This is a genomic window from Caballeronia sp. BCC1704 (assembly GCF_902833455.1).
Lineage (GTDB): Bacteria > Pseudomonadota > Gammaproteobacteria > Burkholderiales > Burkholderiaceae > Caballeronia.
Genome location: NZ_CADFFT010000001.1, coordinates 1,358,658 through 1,377,795, shown reverse-complemented (window position 1 = coordinate 1,377,795; position 19,138 = coordinate 1,358,658). Strand labels below are relative to the sequence as shown.

Annotated in this window: 11 protein-coding genes; 6 read left to right on the top strand and 5 right to left on the bottom strand. The window is 67.2% G+C overall.

Annotation, left to right across the window (positions count from 1 at the left end; translation table 11 throughout):
- Positions 1 to 179 precede the first annotated feature (179 nt).
- The 5 genes from HWX53_RS06395 to HWX53_RS06375 all read left to right on the top strand — a co-directional run bounded on the left by HWX53_RS06395 (position 180) and on the right by HWX53_RS06375 (position 4,434).
- Entirely contained in the window at positions 180 to 392 is a 213-nt protein-coding gene (locus tag HWX53_RS06395) for a glycine zipper 2TM domain-containing protein (RefSeq protein WP_175939950.1), read from the top strand.
- A gap of 211 nt (positions 393 to 603) precedes the next feature.
- Positions 604 to 1,137 carry a hypothetical protein gene (locus HWX53_RS06390; protein WP_175939949.1) on the top strand — a complete coding sequence of 178 codons (534 nt, stop codon included), beginning with the start codon at positions 604 to 606 and terminating at the stop codon, positions 1,135 to 1,137.
- 267 nt (positions 1,138 to 1,404) lie between these two features.
- Positions 1,405 to 1,542: a hypothetical protein gene (locus HWX53_RS06385; RefSeq protein ID WP_175939948.1), complete on the top strand. Its 138-nt coding sequence runs from the start codon at positions 1,405 to 1,407 to the stop codon at positions 1,540 to 1,542.
- A gap of 207 nt (positions 1,543 to 1,749) precedes the next feature.
- Positions 1,750 to 3,351 (top strand): L-lactate permease, encoded by a 1,602-nt coding sequence (locus tag HWX53_RS06380; protein ID WP_175939947.1) that lies wholly within the window; start codon positions 1,750 to 1,752, stop codon positions 3,349 to 3,351.
- Positions 3,352 to 3,495: 144 nt separating this feature from the next.
- The gene (locus HWX53_RS06375) at positions 3,496 to 4,434 is read left to right on the top strand and encodes a DMT family transporter (protein ID WP_175939946.1); all 939 of its coding nucleotides are present in this window, start codon (positions 3,496 to 3,498) and stop codon (positions 4,432 to 4,434) included.
- A gap of 1,021 nt (positions 4,435 to 5,455) precedes the next feature.
- Here the strand turns inward: HWX53_RS06375 and arfB are convergent.
- From arfB to recC, 5 genes are all read right to left on the bottom strand, one after another.
- Positions 5,456 to 5,863 (bottom strand): alternative ribosome rescue aminoacyl-tRNA hydrolase ArfB, encoded by a 408-nt coding sequence (gene arfB / locus HWX53_RS06370; RefSeq protein ID WP_175939945.1) that lies wholly within the window; start codon positions 5,861 to 5,863, stop codon positions 5,456 to 5,458.
- 30 nt (positions 5,864 to 5,893) lie between these two features.
- Entirely contained in the window at positions 5,894 to 8,680 is a 2,787-nt protein-coding gene (locus HWX53_RS27580; protein ID WP_244140009.1) for an AAA family ATPase, read from the bottom strand.
- A gap of 106 nt (positions 8,681 to 8,786) precedes the next feature.
- Positions 8,787 to 9,047, bottom strand: a complete 261-nt coding sequence (locus tag HWX53_RS27445) for a hypothetical protein (protein WP_208454774.1) — start codon at positions 9,045 to 9,047, stop codon at positions 8,787 to 8,789.
- Between the two features lie 254 nt (positions 9,048 to 9,301).
- Positions 9,302 to 13,033: an exodeoxyribonuclease V subunit beta gene (gene recB, locus HWX53_RS06355; protein WP_175939944.1), complete on the bottom strand. Its 3,732-nt coding sequence runs from the start codon at positions 13,031 to 13,033 to the stop codon at positions 9,302 to 9,304.
- The gene (gene recC / locus HWX53_RS06350) at positions 13,030 to 16,422 is read right to left on the bottom strand and encodes an exodeoxyribonuclease V subunit gamma (protein WP_175939943.1); all 3,393 of its coding nucleotides are present in this window, start codon (positions 16,420 to 16,422) and stop codon (positions 13,030 to 13,032) included. The genes recB and recC overlap by 4 nt, the downstream gene beginning before the upstream one ends.
- Before the next feature lie 184 nt (positions 16,423 to 16,606).
- Between recC and HWX53_RS06345 the strand changes: the two genes are divergently transcribed.
- Entirely contained in the window at positions 16,607 to 19,132 is a 2,526-nt protein-coding gene (locus tag HWX53_RS06345; protein ID WP_175939942.1) for an FUSC family membrane protein, read from the top strand.
- Positions 19,133 to 19,138: the final 6 nt, after the last annotated feature.

Here is a 19,138-nt window from a genome sequence, read left to right as displayed (position 1 = left end):
GCTGCGTTCCGCTCAAAGCCTTCTGCGACAAGGCTGAACGCTCATTCAGACGATTCGGGCATCTTTCCTGCTGCCTATCGAACGAACCGGCGAAAAAACGCGGCATGCGCGCCGGACCGTCGTCTTGTCCGGGAAGTCACGCCGCAGCCGATTCGTTCCATCATCACTGGAGAGTCGACATGAAAAACATCAAACAAATCGGCGCCGCAGCACTGCTCATCGCTTCTTTCGCCGGATTGACCGGTTGCGACAACATGACCACGCGTCAGCGCGACACCGCCATCGGCGCGGGCGTCGGCGCAGCGGGCGGGGCCGTGATCGGCGGCAGCGCGCTTTCGACGCTGGGCGGCGCGGCCGTCGGCGGGGTCATCGGCAATCAGGTCGGCAAGTAAGGGCCGCAGCGCATCGAGCGTGCGGCGCGACATCGTCGGGGCCGCACGTGTTTCAAGTCTGTTACAGGAAGCGATACCAGCCATCGTTCCTCACCGGGCGCATGCCACGCGCCATGCATCGATCGACTAAGCTCCTCTTTAACGGACCGGATCGGTTCTATCGAGACCATTGAACCCGAAGAGTCCCGCAGGCAATTCAAGGAGCAGCATCATGACGTCCGCACGCATCGTCCACGCAAAGAGCGGCATGGCCGCGCTCGCTGTGGGACTTCTGGTTAGCGGCTGTTACTACCCGTATCCCGATTACCCCGGCGCGGGTTACCCCACGGTCAGCGCCATCTATGCGCAGCGTGAATTCGCGCTACCGGCCAACGGAGCCTCGGGCGCATCGGCGGTGCCGGGGACCGGCATCGTCTACTCGACCGAACAGGTGCCCTACTCCGCCGTCTACCCTTATGCCGGCTACTACGGCGCTTATCCGTCCTATGGCTATCCGTATTACCCGTACCCGTATCCGGCGTATTACGGCTACGGCTATCCGGCGATCTCGGTCGGCTTCGGCTACTGGGGCGGCGGATGCTGCTGGGGCCACGGATACGGCTGGCACCACGGCGGCTGGCACCACGGCGGCGACTGGCATGGCGGCGGATGGCACGGCGGTGGCGGCTGGCACGGCGGCGGGACGTGGCAAGGCGGCTACGGCGGACATGGAGGCTTCGGCCACGGAGGCGGTCGCGGCCACTGAGTCGGGCGAGCGTGTTCATCTTCGTTACGAAATTGGCGTGTTCACCGGCGTAAGTCCGGTGCCCAGTAACGAACCTGAAACATTTTCCGACGCCGCGCGCCCGATGCGCCGCGTCGCCGGCTCGGTGCGCCTTCTCTCTTTCCTTTTCTGACAAGCCTTTGGCGGAATTGGACAGACAATTGGCACGTTTCTGGCTATTCACCGTCCCTATTTACCGCGATGCGACGGCGCCGCTGTCGCCCACTTCACGTTCTCGGGGAACAGGACATGATGGCCTTCGTGTTTTTTCTGCTTTGGATGCTTGCGTCGATCGCGCTTCTGACTGTCTGGGTGTTCCGGCAGACGCCGCCCGCGAACCGCGACAGCGGCGCAGCAACGGCCGCAGCCGCAGCCGTGGAAGGCTGATTCGCAGCTGACCCAATCCGACGAACCACGGCGCGTACGCGGGCTTTCACCGCTTGACGCGGCTCATCGGTCACCTATTCTTAGTGGGCGTGTTACGCCGGCGCTTAAGACGGCGCACGTCGCCGGCGTGCGCGACTGAAACATCGAACTCCGCGCGCATGGCGGCTGCGGCCGCCGCTTCGCCAACAAGAGAAAAAAGGAGACTCGATGTTCCATCAGCTACTCACACCCATTGCCGATTCACTGGCGCTGTCGTTCATCGTGGCGGCGCTGCCGATCATCATCGTGCTGGTGCTGCTCGGCTGGGCGCGCCGCCCGGCGTGGCAGGCATCGCTCGCGGGATTGATCGCCGCGCTCATCATCGCCGTCGCGGGCTGGAAGTTCCCGGTTGGCCTCGCGCTGAATTCGGTCGCGGCGGGCGCCGTCTTCGCGCTGTGGCCGGTCATGTGGATCGTGTTCGCGGCGATCCTGCTCTACAACGTCGCGCAACGCTCCGGGCGCTTCGAAGCCTTTCGGCTCTGGATGGTCGATAACCTGCCGAACGACAGGCGCATCGTGCTGGTGGTCATCGGCTTCTCGTTCGGCGCGCTGCTCGAAGGCATCTCCGGGTTCGGCACGCCGATCGCGATCACGAGTTCGCTTTTGATCCTGCTCGGCTTTCCGACGCTCGAAGCGCTCACTTTCACGCTCATTTTCAACACGGCGCCGGTGGCCTTCGGCGCGCTCGGCGTGCCGATCACCGTGCTCGGCGCGGTCACGCACCTGCCGACGGACGCGCTCGCGAAAATGGTCGGCCGCCAGTTGCCGCTTTTCGCGTTCTTCCTGCCCTTCTACGTGATCGCCGTGTACGCGGGCTTTCGCAACATGATGCGCGTGTGGCCCGTGCTGCTCGTCTCCGGCGGGACGTTCGCGCTGACGCAGTTCGTCACGTCGAACTACATCAGCTACGCGCTCACGGACGTGCTGTCGTCGCTCGTCTCGCTCATTCTGACGATTGCGTTCCTGCGCGTCTGGAAACCCGCGCCCGACGAACGCTTCGCGGTGAACGTCGATCGCGCGGGCGCCACGCGCGCCGCGCTCTCGGGCGGGCAAGGCTGGCTGCCGTGGATCGTGGTGTCGATCGTCGTGATCGTGTGGACGGTCGCGAAGATCTTCCTGATCGGCGATGTGAAGGTGTCGTGGCCGGGGCTCGACAAGGCCGTCTACATCACGCTGTACAACCAGCCGTACGGCGCGATCTGGGACTTCCAGCCGCTCGCCACGGGCACGGCCATTCTGGTGGCGGCCATCATCACGGCCGCGCTCGTCAAGCTGCCGGCGCGTGAATTCGGCGCGGCGATCGTCGATACGTGGGTGCAGACGCGCATCGCCATCCTGACGGTGGCGACCATCGTCGGTCTCGCGTATCTGATGAACTACTCGGGCATGAACTACACGCTGGGTCTGGGCGTGGCGTCGGTCGGGCCGCTGTTTCCGCTCGTGTCGGCGTTTCTCGGCTGGGTCGCGGTCTTTCTCTCCGGCAGCGACACGTCGGGCAATGCGCTTTTCGGCAACCTGCAAGTGGTGGCGGCGCACCAGCTCAATCTGAATCCGGTGCTGATGGCGGGGACGAACTCGTCCGGCGGCGTGATGGGCAAGATGATCTCGCCGCAGAACATCTCGACGGGCGTGGCGACCACCGACCTGAAGGGCAAGGAAGGCCTCGTCTTCGCGCGAACTTTCAAGCATTCCATTCTGCTCACCATCATTCTCGGCGTGCTCGTCTGGCTGCAACAGAACGTGCTCACGTGGATGATTCCCCCGCACTAACCACGCCCCCGCGCCCCGTTCGGCGACGGGGCGCGTTCCTGCTTTGTTCCTGCTTCTTGCGCTCTCTTTCGACGAACGCTTCCCGGCGCGCGGCGCGGTGTAACATGCGCGGACTTTTATCAGCAGGAAGAAGTCCGCAACGTCATGTCCATCGTCAATTTGTTTCAATTAGTCGTCCTGGCCGCCATGTGGGGCGCGTCGTTTCTTTTCATCCGCGTGGGTGTCGTCGAGTTCGGTGTCGCGCCGCTGATGGCCGTGCGCGTGGGCATCGGCGCGCTGTTTCTGATCGCGATGCTGCTCGCGCGACGCCCGTGGGCCGACACGCTTTCGACGATGCGCAAGCGCGCCGTGCCGCTTTTCGTCGTCGGCATTCTCAATTCGGCCGCGCCCTTCTGTCTTTTCGCATTCGCGGAACTCACGCTGTCGGCGGGCGCGACGTCCGTCATCAACGCGACGACGCCGCTCTGGGGCGCGCTCGTCGCGTACGTGTGGTTGAAGGACCGGCTGACGACGATGCGCACCATCGGCATGGCGATCGGCTTCGCGGGCGTGCTGCTGCTCGTGTGGAACCAGATTGCGACGCCGGGCGCGCACGACGCGGGCGTGTCGGCGCTGCCGGTGCGCGGGCTGCTGGGGGCCGCGGCGGCGCTGGCGGCGTCCGCGCTCTACGGCGTGGCGGGCAACTTCGCGAAGAAGTACCTGATGGATGTCGACGCGACCACGAATGCGGCCGGCAGCATGATCGGCGCGACCATCGCGCTTGCCCCGCTCGCCGCGATGACGTGGCCCGCGACGCCGATCTCCGCGCATGCGTGGGAGGCGGTCATCGCGCTCGGCGTGTGCTGCACGGGCATCGCGTATTTCCTCTACTTCGGGCTGGTGGCGTCGGCCGGCCCGGCGCGCGCGATGACGGTCACGTTCGTCATTCCGCTTTTCGGCATCTTGTGGGGCGCGCTTTTCCTGGACGAGCACCTCTCGCTCGTGATGATGGAAGGATGCGCGGTCGTGCTCGCGGGCACGGCGCTGGCGACGGGCGTGGTCAAGCGGATGCCGTTTGGCGGGAGGAAGTCGCTTGCGCGGTAGTGTGTGCACTCGTCGGACTACGTCGGCCGGGATGGCCCTCTGCGTTGGCGGCGGAGTGCGGGCCGCGCTTCTCTCGATAAACGCGTGTCGCTCGTGATGAAGGATGCGCGGGCACGGCGCTGGCCACCGGATTGTCGAGCGGATGCCGGGTCGGCATCCACGCTTGGCTTTCGCGGCGCTCGTCGCTGAGCGGCTGGCGTCTAGGGCGCGACAGGCGCTTGCCTGCTCATCTTCCTACCCATTCACATGAGTCGCGCGGTTTGCGCTCGGCTTTCGCGACGCCCATTGTTGAGCGGATGCCATCCAGCGCGCGACAGGCGCTTACCCGCTCATCTTTCTGCGTGTTCGAATGAGTCGCGCGGATTTGCGCTCCCACTTTCGCAACGCAGCGCGGTATGCGCTCCGCTCCCGCGACGCCCGTTGCTGAGCGGATGCCGTCCAGCGCGCGACAGGCGCTTACCCGCTCATCTTTCTGCGTGTTCGAATGAGTCGCGCGGATTTGCGCTCCCACTTTCGCAACGCAGCGCGGTATGCGCTCCGCTCCCGCGACGCCCACTGCTGAGCGGATGCCGTCCAGCGCGCGACAGGCGCTTACCCGCTCATCTTTCTGCGTGTTCGAATGAGTCGCGCGGGTTTGCGCTCGCACTTTCGCTACGCAGCGCGGTATGCACTCCGCTCCCGCGACGCCCGTTGCTGAGCGGATGCCGTTCAGCGCGCGACAGGCGCTGGCGCGGTAGTCCTTGTGCTCGTTCGAACGAGCCGGTCGAGTTTTGCGCTCCACTTTCGCGGCGCAGCGCAGCCGCCGCCATTCCCGATGAACACGTGTCGCTCGTGAACTCGGAGAAATGCGCAGATATGGTCGCGGGCAAGCGGATGCCGGCTTGGCATCCGCGCTCGGCTTGGCCGGCGCATTAGAAGCCTCGAGCACGTCCTGCTCGCAATGCTCGCGCGAACGACTCTAGCGACGGACGTCACCTAGCGCATGCCTTTCCACGCGCAAGAACCAGCACGCCCCGCCGCCCTACTCGTCCCGCACCCGTCCGCGCCCCGCTTTCACCGCGCCGCGTTTCACTTTCCCTTCGACACGGCGAACCTGCGACGCGCGCGTGGGCTTCGTCGCGATGCGTTTGCGACGCGTGACGCTCACGCTGCGAATGAGTTCGTCGAGCCGCGCGAGCGCCGCGGCGCGATTCATGTCCTGCGTGCGATGCTCCTGTGCCTTGATGACGATGACGCCGTCGCGGGTCACGCGGCTATCGGCGAGCGCGAGCAGACGCGCCTTGATGTGCTCCGGCAGCGACGACGCGCGAATGTCGAAGCGCAGGTGAATGGCGCTCGACACCTTGTTGACGTTCTGCCCGCCCGCGCCCTGCGCGCGCACCGCCGTCAACTCGATCTCGCCCGGCGCGATCGCGAAGCTATCGGTCATGAGAGTGACTCCTTCGAATAGGCACGCGCCTCAAGTCCCGGCGCTCGCGCTCATCAATCGCATCATTCTCGCCGCGAGGCCGGAATCGCGGCGCGTCGGCGCATCGACCGCCTGCGCGAAGATCTCCGCCGAGCCGATCACCTCGATCCGGCGCTTGGCCCGCGTGATGGCCGTGTACACCAGCTCCCGCGACAGCACGCGCACGAAGCTCCCCGGCAAGACGAGCGCCGCCTCGTCGAACTCCGATCCCTGCGACTTGTGGACCGTGAGCGCGAACGCCGTATCGTGCGGCGGCAGCGCGGCGGGCGAGACGTAGCGCACCGAGCCGTCGGCCATGCGGAAGGCCACGCGAAGCGCGCCGTCCGCGCCCGGCAGCGCGATGCCGATATCGCCGTTGAAAAGCCCGAGCGCGTAGTCGTTGCGCGTGACGATCACCGGCCGCCCGGCGAACCATTGTGCGCCGAGCGCAAGCGCAATGCCGGCTTGCTCCCGCACTTTTGCCGCGATGCGGGCGTTCACTTCGTCGACGCCGCGCGGGCCTTTGCGCGTCGCGCACAGCACGCGAAAGCGGTTCAGGGAGTCGAAGAGCTGGGCTTCGTCATTCTGCGCGCCGACTGACGCCGAGCGACGCGCCTCGAGTACGGACGAAAGGGCATCGGCGTAAGGGGCGAAACCTGTCGCCAGGTGCGCGAGCGTGCGCTCGGATAGCGTGGCGTGCGCGTCGTCGAAGAGCACGGCGGCTGCGTCTTCAGCTGTCGCGGGCGATTGCCGGATGTCGAGCGCTGCGAGCGCAGCTTGCGCATCGCCGTCGCGGATGGCGATCGACAAGCGGCCGATCGCCGAATCCAGCCCGAAGCGGTAATTGCGCGCAAGCCAGAGGACGCAATCGGTGAGCGGGGCGTCGGTGTGGCTCGGATCGTCGGCCGCGATGCGCCTGTCGTTTTCGCTGGGTTCGTTTAGATTAGCGTGCTGTTTGGGCTCGTCACGTTCCCTTTGCTCGTCATGCTCGTTACGGCCGTAGTACACGTTTCGGCCGTTGCGCTCATTGTGGCCGTGGTGCTCGTGGTGCCGATCCTCCTGTTCGCTGCGTCGGTCCTGCTCGCTGTCGTCGGTTTGCTCCCCGCGCTGATCACGCTCGTCGTACTGTGTACGGTCGTCGCGCTGGTTTCCCTCGTCGCGGCTTTTACGCTCAGCTCGACAGTCGCGCTTATCAGACTGATCGCCCTCGCGTTGCTCGTTAAGCTCGTCCCGCCGTTCGCGCCCGGCGTTGTCATCCCGCTCATCGCGCTTGTTCGGTGCCTCCTGCTGAATTCGCTCGTCGTCCACGCTCCGCCGCGCACCGTCGCTACGTTCATCTTCCGGATACGTCTCCGTGTCGATGGTCGCGAAAAGGTCGGCGTAGCCTTCGTCATCGAAAACGGCTTGCGTGCGCGACGCCGATCTGGCGCGCAACGCCGCAGCCTTACCGGCCGGCGCAACGGGAGTTGGCTCATCGCGTCGCGCGTCTCGCGGCGCGAACAAGTCTCCGTCGTCTGCGCTCTGAGTCGCCGCAAGCCCCGCGCCGATCGCTTCGCCATCCGAATCGTCGTCTGACGAGGAAACCAAAGGCGAACCCGACGGCAACGCCGCAGCCATACCGGCCGGCGCAACGTGAGTTTGCTCATCGCGTCGCGCATCTCGCGGCGCCAACAAATCTTCCTCGTCTACGTTCTGCGCCGCCGCAAGCGCCGCCCCGATTGCTTCAACCGAAGGCGCACCCGACGGCAACGCCGCCCGCAAGCGCGCGTAGTCCACGCCGAGCGCCTCGGCAATGCGCCGCGCGCCGCCCTGACTGAACGACGGCTGCGCGCTCAGTTCCGCGAACACCGCGCCCGCTTCGACCGCGGAAAGCTGGTCCTTGTCGCCGAGCATCACGAGCCGGCTCGTCGGCGCGACGGCTTCGAGCAAATGCGCCGCGAGCGCGACATCGATCATCGACGCTTCATCGACGACGATCACGTCGTACGGCAGCGGATTCTCCCGATGATGCCGGAAGCCGCCATCCGGCAGCACGCCCAGCAGTCGCTGCAGCGTGAACGACGTGCGCGGCAAGCGTTGCGCGAGTTCGGGCGGGAGCTTGTCCGCGCGCTCGATCAGCGCCTCCTGCATGCGCTGCGCGGCCTTGCCGGTCGGCGCGGCGAGCGCGATGCGCAGGTTGGGATCGGCGTCGAGCAGACAGGCCAGCACGCCGACCACCGTCGTCGTCTTGCCCGTGCCCGGACCGCCGCTCACGATGGTCAGCCGTCCCGCCAGCGCCACGAGCGCCGCGACGCGCTGCCAGTCGATCTCTTCGCCCGCGCTCGTCCCGAAATAACTCGCGATGCGCTCGGCGTCCGCCGAGAGCTCGCGCCCGGACACAGGATCCCGCACGGCCCGCGCCCGCTCGACGAGCGCAAGCGCGAGCCGCCGCTCGTAGTCGAAGTAGCGCGCGAGATAAAGCCGGCCGTCCTCGTCGATGACGAGCGGCAGCAAATCCGCCGACTGCATGAGCGGCTGCGTGCGCGCGAGGCTGGCGACGCCGCTTGCGAGCAGCGCCTCGCGGACCTCGCGCGCGCGTCCGCCGTGACGGCGCGCGACCGCGGCGAGCGGCATGCACACGTGCCCGAGCGCCGTCGCGCTGCTGATTGCGAGCGCCGCGCGTTCGGCCCACGCCACTGCGTTTGCGTTCGCACCGGAACGCCGCGACAGTTCGGCCATGCGCCGCGCGAAGCCTTCGGCCAGTGCCGCGCTTTCGTCCGCGAAACGCGATGCGGGCGCATTCAACTCGATCGTGCTCATGCCACGCCTCCGCACATCAGCCGTCGGGGCGCCTTGGCGAACGCCGCCCTTTTCTCCACGCTTTTCTCCGCTATACGCCATACCGCCGCATTGACGTTCATCGTGCTCATGCCGCGCCTCCGCACATGAGCCGCTCGAGCGCAGTGCCTTCGTCCGCGACGCGCCATACCGGCGCATTCAGGTACATCGTTCTCATGCCGCGCCTCCGCACATCAGCCGGTCGAGCGCGGCGCTTTTGTCCGCGAAGCGCGATGCCGACGCGTTCAGGTCCATCGTGCTCTGCCACGCCTTCGCGCATGAGCACGTCAAGCGCGGCGCCTTCATCCGCAAAGCGCGTTGTCGGCGCGTTCAGGTTCATCGTGCTCATGCCACGCCTCCGCGCATCAGCCGGTCGAGCGCAGCGCTTTCGTCCGCGAAGCGCGATGTCGGCGCGTTCAGGTCCATCGTGCTCATGCCACGCCTCCGCACATTTGCCGGTCGTGCGGGGCGCCTTCGTCCGCGAATCGCGATGTCGGCACATTGACGTCCATCGTGCTCATACCACGCCTCCGCACATCAGCCGCCGGAGCGCAGCGCCTTCGTCCGCGAAGCGCGATGTCGGCGCGTACAACTGGACCTTGCTCACGCCACGCCTCCAAACATCAGCCGGTCAAGCGCCTCGACGAGCACAAGCGGCGGGCGTCCGCGATGCACGCCGCTCGGCGCGCCGCTGTCGTCATCGCGCCAGTCGGGCCGCACGCCACGCACGAACAAATACAGATAGCCGCCGACGTGCGTTTCATAGTCGTATGCAGCGAGCCGCGCGCGCAGATACCGGTGCAGTGCGACCACATACACGAGCGCCTGAAGGTGATACGCGTGATGCGCCATCGCTTCGGCGAGCGGCGCGGCGCTGTAGTCCGCGGCGCGCTCGCCGAGATAGTTCGACTTCCAGTCGATGATCCAATAGCGCCCGTCGTGCTCCACGATCATGTCGATGAACCCCTTGATGAAGCCCCGCAACGCGCCCGCCTCCAGCACGACGTCGGGATAGCCGTGCGCGGCCAGAATCCGCCGCAGCGCCGCGAAGTCCAGCGACGGCGCAGGAAACAGAAACTCCAGCTCATTCATGCGACGCGCGGGCGGAATCTGCGACAGCCGAAGACCCGGCGCGATCTCGGTCGAGAGCGTATCGGCGAGCAGGCGCTGCATCATCGGCCGAAGACGCCGGGAGATCGGCTCGGGCGCGGGCGTCGGATGCTCGCGCAACGCGCGGTCGATCGCATCGCCCCACGTCGCGGGCTGCGTGAAGTCCGCCAGTTCGTACATGCGATGCAGACATTCCCCCGCCGCCGCGCCGCGCGGAAACGCGAGGATGTCGTCGTCGGCGAGCGCGGTCTCGTCGCGCGGCGCGGCTGGCTGGAGAACCGGCACGTCGAGGTCCGCGAGTTCGTCGTGATCGGGCCGCGCGTCGACCGGCTGCGGCTGATTCGCCTCGTCGCGGGCGCCCGCCGCGATCAGCGAACTGAAGCTCGCCATGCGCCAGCGGTCGCGCAACAGGCGCTGATTCGTTCGCGCGGTCATCTCGTGCGGCCCCGCGGCCTCGGCGGCGAGCGGCTCGCGCGCGCCGATCACCGGCAACGGCGCCACGCCGATCGCGCCATCGGACTGCGCTTCCAGCGCATGCCATGCCGCGACGATTCCCGCTTCGTCGGGCGGCTCCTCGCAGAACGCGTCGAAGTCCTGCCCCGCGCCCGCGACGAGCCAGTTGAGCACGCTTCGTCGCGACTCCTTCGTCGACTTGTTCGAGACATTCGACATATACACGCCCGCGACCACATAGCAGCGATACACCGCCCGCGTCAGCGCCACGTAGACGAGGCGCGCGCGCTCCGCCGCCTGCTCGCGGGCGATCGCGGCGCTCACCTCCTTCGATTCGTCCTCGTCGATGCCGTAGTGCAGCACCGCTTCGCCCGCTTCGTCGTGATACTCCTTCGCGTCGGGCAAGCCGGACTTCGGCGCGTCGCGCGATGCACCGTCGTTCAGGAACGGGCAGAACACGACCGCGTACTCCAGCCCTTTCGACTTGTGGATCGTCACGATCTGCACGAGATTGCGGTCCGACTCCAGCCGCAACTGCGCGTCCTCGCCGCCGCCTTGCTGCGCGCGCTGCGCGGCGAGCCAGCGCAGCGTCGGCGCGATGCCGGGCTGCTCGGCCGAGCGCGCCTGCAACAGTTCCGCCAGATGGTTGATGTTCGTGAGCCTGCGCTCGCCGTCCGGCCGCGTGACGAGGCGCGCGGCGATCGACAGTTCGCGCGTCAGCGTGCGCCACATCACCGCGAAGCCGCGCTCGTGCCAAATGGTGCGATAGCGCGAGAAACGCTCGACCCAGTTCGTCGAGTCGTTCGGTCCGTCGTTCGAATCCGGCGCCGAAACCGCGTGTTCCAGACGCCAAAGCGCGCCGGCATCGAGCCCGAACCAGTCGGTCGCGAGCGCGGCGCGCAGACGCCGCAAATCGCCCGGCGTGTCGATGGCGGCGAGCACGCGTTCGATCTGCTCGGCGTCGAGCGAGCCGAACACCGACGCCTGCGCCAGTTCCACGCTACCGACGCCCCACGCCGCGAGCACGCGCTTGACCATGCTGCCCTGCCGGTGCGTCTGCACGAGCACCGCGATATCTCCCGCGCGAAGCGGCTCGTCGCCGATGTTCACTTCGCCGCGCTGCGCGCCGCGCAAGAGCCGCGCGATTTCGGCGGCGCACGCTTCGGCCGCATCGCGCTGGGCGTTGCCCTTCGAAAGCGCCGACTCGCCGTGCGGCAGCATCCACACGCAAAAATCGGCGAAATCGGAGTACGCGGCGGCGGGCGTCGCATCGACGAACGGCCCGCGCGCGCGCGTGCCCGCGCGCACCGGCTGATAGTCGAGCCCTTCGAGGATGAACGCCGACGGATTCGCGCCGAACACGCGGTTGCACGCCTCGATGATGCGCGCCGTCGACCGCTGGTTCACCGCAAGCGTGTAGCGCGCGCTCGCGCCCTCGCGCGCCGCGAGATACGTGTGCAGATCGGCGGCGCGAAAGCTGTAGATGGCCTGCTTCGGATCGCCGACGAGAAAGAGCGGCCCGTGCGGCGCGAAAACGCGATTGAAGATGGCGTATTGCAGCGGGTCCGTGTCCTGAAACTCGTCGATGAGCGCCGCCGGATAACGCTCGCGCAACGCCTCGGCAAGCCATGCATGTTTGACGAGCGCGTGATGCAGGTTCGAGAGCAGGTCGTCGAACGAGACGACGCGGCGCGCGCGCTTTCTTGCCGACAACTCGGCCGGCGCGTAGTCGAGCCACTCGCGCACGAGGTCGAGCCACAGCGCGCGCTGCGACGCTTCAGCAGCAGCGGCCGCCGCGGCGAGCGTCTCCGCGTGCTCGAAGAACGCATGCGCAGGCGGCGTGTGCTTGACCTTCGTGCCCTTCGCCAGCGCCGACGCGGTGATCTTCAGCGCGTCTTTCGGCGGTGGCGCGTGACAGTCGGCATCGGCGAAATATTCGGCCCACGCGTCGATGGCCGCTTCGATCATCGACCGTTTGTGCGAGGTCTGCTTCAGCATGGCCTCGGCGTCGAAGAGCAGCTTCGCGATCGCGTCGCGCTCGGCGTGCCACAGCGCGCAGGCTTCGTCGAAAAGCGCCTTCGCGTCGGCCGCTTCTGCGGCTTGAACATCGGCGAAACTGCCCCAGCGCAGTCTCGCGAGCGGTTTCTTCAGGCGTCGCGCGAGCTGCGCATCGAGCGATGCCGGCCCCGCGCCTTTCGCAACGAGCCACGACGCGAACGAAGGCACGCGCGCCGCCGCAGGCTCGACGCGCTCGCGCCAGAAATCGGCGGCGAGTTCGAAGCGCAGCGTGCTGTCGTCGGCCTCCATGTCGAACGCGAACGGCATTGCGGCGGCGAACGGCGCTTCCTGCAATGCGCGCTGGCAGAACGCGTGGATCGTGTGAATCGCGGCCTGATCGAAGCTATGCAGCGCGATGCGGATGCGTTGCAGCGCCTCTTCCGGGTCCATCTGTTCGAGCGTGGTTTCGAAGAGCCGCTCGATGAACGGATCGCCCGCCGCGTCGCCGTTTTCGATGGCATGCGCGACACCCGCGAGCCGCGTGCGGATGCGCTCGTGCAGTTCGGCGGTCGCGGCCTTCGTGAAGGTGACGACGAGGATGCGCTCGACGCTCAACTGCTTTTCCAGCAGCAGGCGCACGTACAGCGCGCAGATGTTCCAGGTCTTGCCCGTTCCGGCCGACGCCTCGATCTGGTTGACGCCATCGAGCGGGCACGCGAAGACGTCGAGTTCCTGCACGGTTTCGTGATTCACAACGTCAGTCGTGGTGGTCATGCGCCGCTCCGCAGATGCTGTCGAAGCGGTTCGAAGACGATGCGCGCGAGCGCGGCGAAGCGTTCGTCGAGCTTTAATGATTCACCGCGAAACGCGATGCGATACGCCGGATCGTCGGACTCTGCGCGCGTGCGATCGGACTCCCACGCGGCATGCGCTTTGGCATCGCCTTCTGTCAGCTTGAGCCATGCGCTCTTCGGAAAAAAGCGCAGCGGCATGCGTCGTCCCGCGCGATACAGCGCCGCGAGCGTGCCGAGATGCGCGAGCGGATCGGCGACGGGCGCGAGTTCGAAATCCGCCGACTGCGCGCCGCGCCCGTGCCAGATGGTGCGGCGCGGACCGTCCGGCAGCGCCGCGCAATAGGCCAGATGCGCGAGCCACGCCGACAGGTAATCGCGGGCGCGCGGCTGATCGTAGCGGTAGATCACCTGCCCTTGCGGCGTCAGTCGACTCAGCGTGCCGGCGAGCGTGAACGACCGCTCGTCGACGAGCGCGTCGTCGTACTTCGCGAAGAGTGGCACGCCGGCCGTGTCCGGCCAGCGCGGCGCGATGTCGAGCACGAACGGCAGCCGCGTCACGCCTTCCGCCACCGACACGCGGATGCGGTCCGCCAGATGCGCGAGCGCGTGCATCTCGCGCGCCTGCCAGACCGCGCCCGTCGCGCCGCCCGGCATCTCGGGGCTCGTTCGCGCGACGTGGCGGGCGCGTTCGCGCGCGCGCGCGGCGGCATCGTCCGTGGCATCGAGCAGCGACGGCAGCACGCGGGCCGCGAGCGCATCGCGGCCCGCGAAGCCCAGTTCGAACGGCTCGGTGATGTCGAGCTCCGCATCGGCATCGACGAGCGCAATGCCTAAGCGATCGCGCAGCAGCGCGCGCGCCGGGTGCCGCCAGAAGCGCACGAAGTCGTCGAACGCGACGATGTCTTCATCCTCTTCGGGCGGCAGCGGCGTGGCGAAGAACGGCGGACTGCCGTGCGTGCGCCCCGCCGCGAGCGCGCGGGCCAGTTCCGCCCGCTCAGGCTCGTACGTGAAAAGGCGGCCGCCGGGCTCGAAATACTCGGGCGCGAACGGCTGAAGCGGATGCTCGTGGACGAACAAGGCGCGCGCCTCGCGCAGCGCTTCCGGCGCCGCATGCTTGCCCACGACCGCCTGCGCCAGATAATCGAGTAGTTCGTCGATGAGCGCGGCCGGCGGCAGGACGGCGTTGTCGCGAATGCTGCGCCCCGTGTACGCGATCATCAGCCGGTCGCGCGCGGCCAGCATCAGGTCGAGGAAGAGATTGCGCTCGTCGTCGCGCCGCTGACGGTCGCCGAGCTTGCCGAAGCGCGCCATCAGATCGAACTCGTCGGCGCGCGCGAGGCTCGGCAGCATGCCGTCGTCCATGCCGAGCAGGCACACGACGCGATACGGCAAGCCGCGCAAGCTCGTGAGCGACGAGAACGTGACGCCGCCCCACGGCACGCCGCCGCGCGCGGGATCGTCGAGCGTATCGGCGAGCGCGGTGCGGATCACGGCGGCCGGCACTGGCGTATCGCGCGCGCCTTCGTCGATCGCGGCGATCAGCGCGTCGATGGCGTGGCGCACGTCGCCGATGGTGTCGTTGAACGCGACGCCTGCATCGAAGAAACGTTCGAGCGCATCGAGCAGCAAATCGCCCCACGCACGCGCGTTGCGCGGCGTCTCGATCTCTTTCGCGAAGGCGTCGATGTCGTCGATGAAGCGCGTCAGACGCCCGAGGAGTTCCGCTTCCGAGCCTTGCGCGCCCTCCACCGGCAGCCAGTCCGCGACCGGCGCGCCGCCGCCGGGCAGCGCATAGCCGAGGTAGAGCCGCGTGAGCGCGTCGGCGAACGTGTGGCGCGCGGCGGGCACATGCTCGCTCGTGACCTCGTCGGGCCGCAATCCGCGTCGCGCGCCCGCCTGCGCCAGCCACTCCTGCGCCGTTTCGAGCGATGCGGCGTCGATGCCGTAGCGCGTGGCGATCGCATCGACGCGCAGCCACTCGATCAACTCCGGCGCGCCGACGCCGCGCTCGGCGAGCGCGAGCCAGTCGAGCACCGCGCGCGCCACGGGATTCGCCTGCGACGGCGGCAAGCCCGTGATGCGATACGGAATGCGCCGCCGCTCGTTGCTGGCCCCGGCGGGCGCGGTGCCGAAAATGCCGTCGATCAGCGGGCCGGCCACCGCGAGATCCGGAAACGCGACGAGCACGTCGGACGGCTCGAGGCCTTCTATGGAGTCGAACCAGTCGAGCAGACGGTCGTGGAGCACTTCCAGTTGCCGCGAGAGGCTATGGCAAACGTGGACTTCGACGCCCGTATCGACGATCTCTTCCGGCAGCGGCGAGGCGTTGTCTTCATCGAGCGTGAGGATGCCGTTCTGCACGCGCGCGAGCCACGTCGGCGCGGGGTTCTCTTCGAACAGTTCGCGTTCGCTGGACGCCGCGCTTTCCGTCAGCTCGTTGAGCATATGCAGTTGCGCTTGCGTCTGCCGCCCCCACTCCGCGAGCAGCGGATGACCGACTTCCTGAAAGTCCGCCTCGCCCTTCAGTTGCAGTTGCTCGACGCGCGCCTCGCTCACGATGTCGAACCAGAATTCGCGGCAGGGGTTGAGCGCGTAGATGCGCACGTCGATCCAGCGCGACAACTCGCGCAAGAGCGCGATATGCAGCGGCGGCATCGTCGGCAGCGCGAATACGCTGATGCGCCGCGGCCACTCGGCCCGCATCGCGGTATCGAGGTCGAAGCGCGGCGCTTCGGCGAGGAAGCGGTAAGCGGGCGGCGTCGGGTCGTGCTCGCGATCCGGCGCTGCGAGATCTTCCAGCAACGCGCGCCACAGCGCCGCCTGCCAATGTTCGTCCTGGCGCTGAAGGTCGCTCGCGCCGGACAGATGCGGCCCGCGCCCGTCGATCTGCGCGCCGCCGCCCGCGAGAATCGAGCCGCCCGCCTGCCAGTGCGTGAGCCATTCCGGGCGATACGTCAGATAGTGATCGAACACCGTCGCGATGCGGCGCGCGAGTTCGTAGCGCATGGAATCGTCGGCGGCGTTCAGATACGTCGACAGGCGCGGCGCCTCGCGGAACGCCGGTTCGTCGAACAGGCGATAGCAGCGCCACGCGAGCCGGTCCGGCGCGAACGGCGAATGCGCGGGCACCGGCAGCACGCGGCCGATCTGCGCCCACAGCCACTGCGCGAGATAGCAGAACTGCACGTTCGCGCAGATGCCGAAACGCTCGGCCATGTCGAGTTCCAGGCGGCGGCGCACGGCTGCGCTCGGCACGATCACGGCCTCGCTCGCGAACGGATCGCTCTCGCGCATGGCGAAGGCGTCGAGGTCTTCGAACAGCGCGGCAGCAAGCGTTTCGTGGCGATTCGAGTAGAAGAGTTCGAGCATGGAAGGCGGTCGGGATGCGCTCTGAAAGCCGCGAAAGGCAAAGCTTTGTCAAATCAAGCGCCAGCATAACAAAGGGTCGCGCGTGCCGAGAACTCGGCCATTCGGCCGAGGTCCGAAGGCCCGGTGAGTTGGGTTAGACTCGACATCGCCCTTGCCCGCCCCCGAGCGTCCACACAGGAAGTCGATGCGTTACTCGTTCGAAATCAGGAAGTTCATCTACAGCCAGTACTTCTTTGGCGGCTTGCGCTGCGCGCTCGGCATCTCGCTGCCCGCAGTGCTCATGCTCACGGTGTTTCACAACCGCGAGCTCGGCTTCACCATCGCGACGGGCGCGCTCGGCGCGTGCGTCGTCGACATGCCCGGCCCGCTCAAGCACAAGCACAACGAGATGCTGGCGTGCACGTTCATCGGCTTCTTCTCGGCCCTTGCCACCGGCATCGCGACGGCGCATCCGCTCACGCTCTGGCTGACCGTGGTGCCGCTCACCTTCGTGCTCTCGCTGATCGTGGTCTACGGCAACCGCTGGCCGCAGATCAGCTTCGCCACGCTCTTCATGATGATCGTGACGCTGGAAGAGCATTTCACGCCGATGCAGGCGCTCATCAACGCGTCGTGGATTCTGCTGGGCGGGCTCTGGTACACGTACTGGGCCACGCTCGTGTCGCATCTGCTCGTCTATCGGATCGAGCGGCAGGCGCTCGCGCAGAGCATTTTCAGTTGCGCGGAATATCTTCAGGCGCGCGCCGAGTTCTATGACAACGACGCCGATCTCGACGAGTGCTACAGAAAGCTGATCGAAAAGCAGATCGCGGCGGTCGAGCAGCAGGAAGGCGCGCGCGACATCGTGCTGCGCAATCTGCCCAAGGTGAAAAGCGGCAAGCTGGATGCGCGGCGCGCGCGGCTATTCAATCTGTTCATCAACATCGTGGATCTGCACGAGTTCTTCGTGGGCGCGCACACGGACTATCCGCTCGTGCGCAAGACGTTCGCGGGCTCGGACGTGCTCGTGTTCTATCGCGACCTGATGCGCAAGGCGGGCGAGGACTTGCAGGAGATCGGGCTCGCGGTGCTGCAGAATCGTCCGGCGCCGAAGCAGATCAGCACGAAGGCCGAACTGCGCGCGATCGAATACGAACTGGAACTCATGCGCAAGCACGCGCTGCCGGAGAAGAATCCCGAAGCGTATGCCGCGGCGGCGGCAGTGTTCCGGCGGCTCTGGAGCGCGACGCGCCTCATCGACAAGATGCGCCGCCGCACGCGCGACGACGCGAGCCCGACCGAAACCGAATTGCAGATCGACCACGCGCTCTCGCGATTCATCTCCAGCCGGCGCGTGCCGTTCAGGCAGATCTTCTCGAACCTGACCATGGCATCGCCGAGCTTTCGCCATGCGCTGCGCGTGACCATCGCGGTGGGCGTCGGCTTCTGGCTCGGCAGGCTCTTGCCGCTCACCAATGCGTACTGGATCGTGATGACCACGGTCATCATCCTGAAGCCCGGCTATTCGCTCACCAAGCAGCGCAACACGCAGCGGATCATCGGCACGGCGATCGGCTGCGCGGTCACCATCGCGCTCATTCTGCTCGTGAAGGACCCGCATATTCTGCTGGTCGCCATGTTCGCGTCGATGGTGATGAGCTACAGCCTGCTGCTTTTCAATTACGCGGGCAGCGTCGTGTTCACGTCCAGCTACGTGTTGCTGATGTTCCATCTGCTCGCGCCGGGCAGCTTGCGGCTGATCGGCGAGCGGGCCATCGATACGGTCGTCGGCTGCGCGATCGCCATTGCGGCGAGCCACCTGTTCCCGTACTGGGAATATCGGCTGATGGGCAAGCTCGTGAAGGACCTGCTGGCCGCGACGCGTAATTACCTCGAAGCCAGCTGGGGTTGGAAGGCGAAGGCGGCAGCGGGCGCGGCGCGCGCGGCGGCCGCGGCAACGGCAACGGCCGCGGCAACCAGCGCGCCGAGCGCCGTCTTCGCCGACGGTCAGGCGCGCGCCGCGTTCGCCTCGTCGATGCAGCCGGTCTCCGTCTCCGCCGAAGCGGCCAGCGAGCCAGCGGAAGCCACCGCGACGGCAGAAGCCGAAGCCGTCGCGGCCAGCGCGATCAAGGCCGCGAGCGCGACGGCCGAGCGGCTGTCGTCGGCGGGCATCGGCGAGAGCACGGCTGCGACCGCGAGCAAGGGCGCATCGGCCGCCGCCACGGTTGTCGCGTCCGCGCTCGATCGCGACTACGGCTATCGCCTCGCGCGCAAGAACGTGCACGTCGCCTTCGCCAACCTCGCGCAGGCTTTCCAGCGCATGATGCTGGAGCCGAAGGCACAGCAACGTTACGTCGCCGAACTCAACGATCTGCTCGTGCAAAGCCACGTGCTCGCGTCGCAGATCACGGCGGCCGCGCCGCTCTTGCAGTCGCTCAACGGTGCCGACGGCCAGTCATTCGAACCGGTGCAGCGCGCGTTCGCCGTCGTGCGGGACAACTTGTCGGAAGCGCAGGCGGTCGTCTCGGAGGAAGACGGCGCTGCATCGCCCGATGCGATCAAGACGCTCCGCCGCGATCTGGATTCCATGGTCGCCGCAGCGGAACGCGCGCAGAGTCTGCCCGCCGATGCGATTCAGGATCTGAAACTGCTCGCGCATCAATGCAAGCAGATGCTCACGGCGTCGGCGCTCATCCGCAAGGACGCGACGCAGATTCACCTGCCGGCGTGAAGCGAA

Bases quoted from the DNA above. Each gene is read 5' to 3' on its own strand.
- HWX53_RS06395 (WP_175939950.1), top strand. From the start codon at position 180: ATGAAAAACATCAAACAAATCGGCGCCGCAGCACTGCTCATCGCTTCT.
- HWX53_RS06390 (WP_175939949.1), top strand. From the start codon at position 604: ATGACGTCCGCACGCATCGTCCACGCAAAGAGCGGCATGGCCGCGCTC.
- HWX53_RS06385 (WP_175939948.1), top strand. From the start codon at position 1,405: ATGATGGCCTTCGTGTTTTTTCTGCTTTGGATGCTTGCGTCGATCGCG.
- HWX53_RS06380 (WP_175939947.1), top strand. From the start codon at position 1,750: ATGTTCCATCAGCTACTCACACCCATTGCCGATTCACTGGCGCTGTCG.
- HWX53_RS06375 (WP_175939946.1), top strand. From the start codon at position 3,496: ATGTCCATCGTCAATTTGTTTCAATTAGTCGTCCTGGCCGCCATGTGG.
- arfB (WP_175939945.1), bottom strand. From the start codon at position 5,863: ATGACCGATAGCTTCGCGATCGCGCCGGGCGAGATCGAGTTGACGGCG.
- HWX53_RS27580 (WP_244140009.1), bottom strand. From the start codon at position 8,680: ATGAGCACGATCGAGTTGAATGCGCCCGCATCGCGTTTCGCGGACGAA.
- HWX53_RS27445 (WP_208454774.1), bottom strand. From the start codon at position 9,047: ATGAGCACGATGAACCTGAACGCGCCGACAACGCGCTTTGCGGATGAA.
- recB (WP_175939944.1), bottom strand. From the start codon at position 13,033: ATGACCACCACGACTGACGTTGTGAATCACGAAACCGTGCAGGAACTC.
- recC (WP_175939943.1), bottom strand. From the start codon at position 16,422: ATGCTCGAACTCTTCTACTCGAATCGCCACGAAACGCTTGCTGCCGCG.
- HWX53_RS06345 (WP_175939942.1), top strand. From the start codon at position 16,607: ATGCGTTACTCGTTCGAAATCAGGAAGTTCATCTACAGCCAGTACTTC.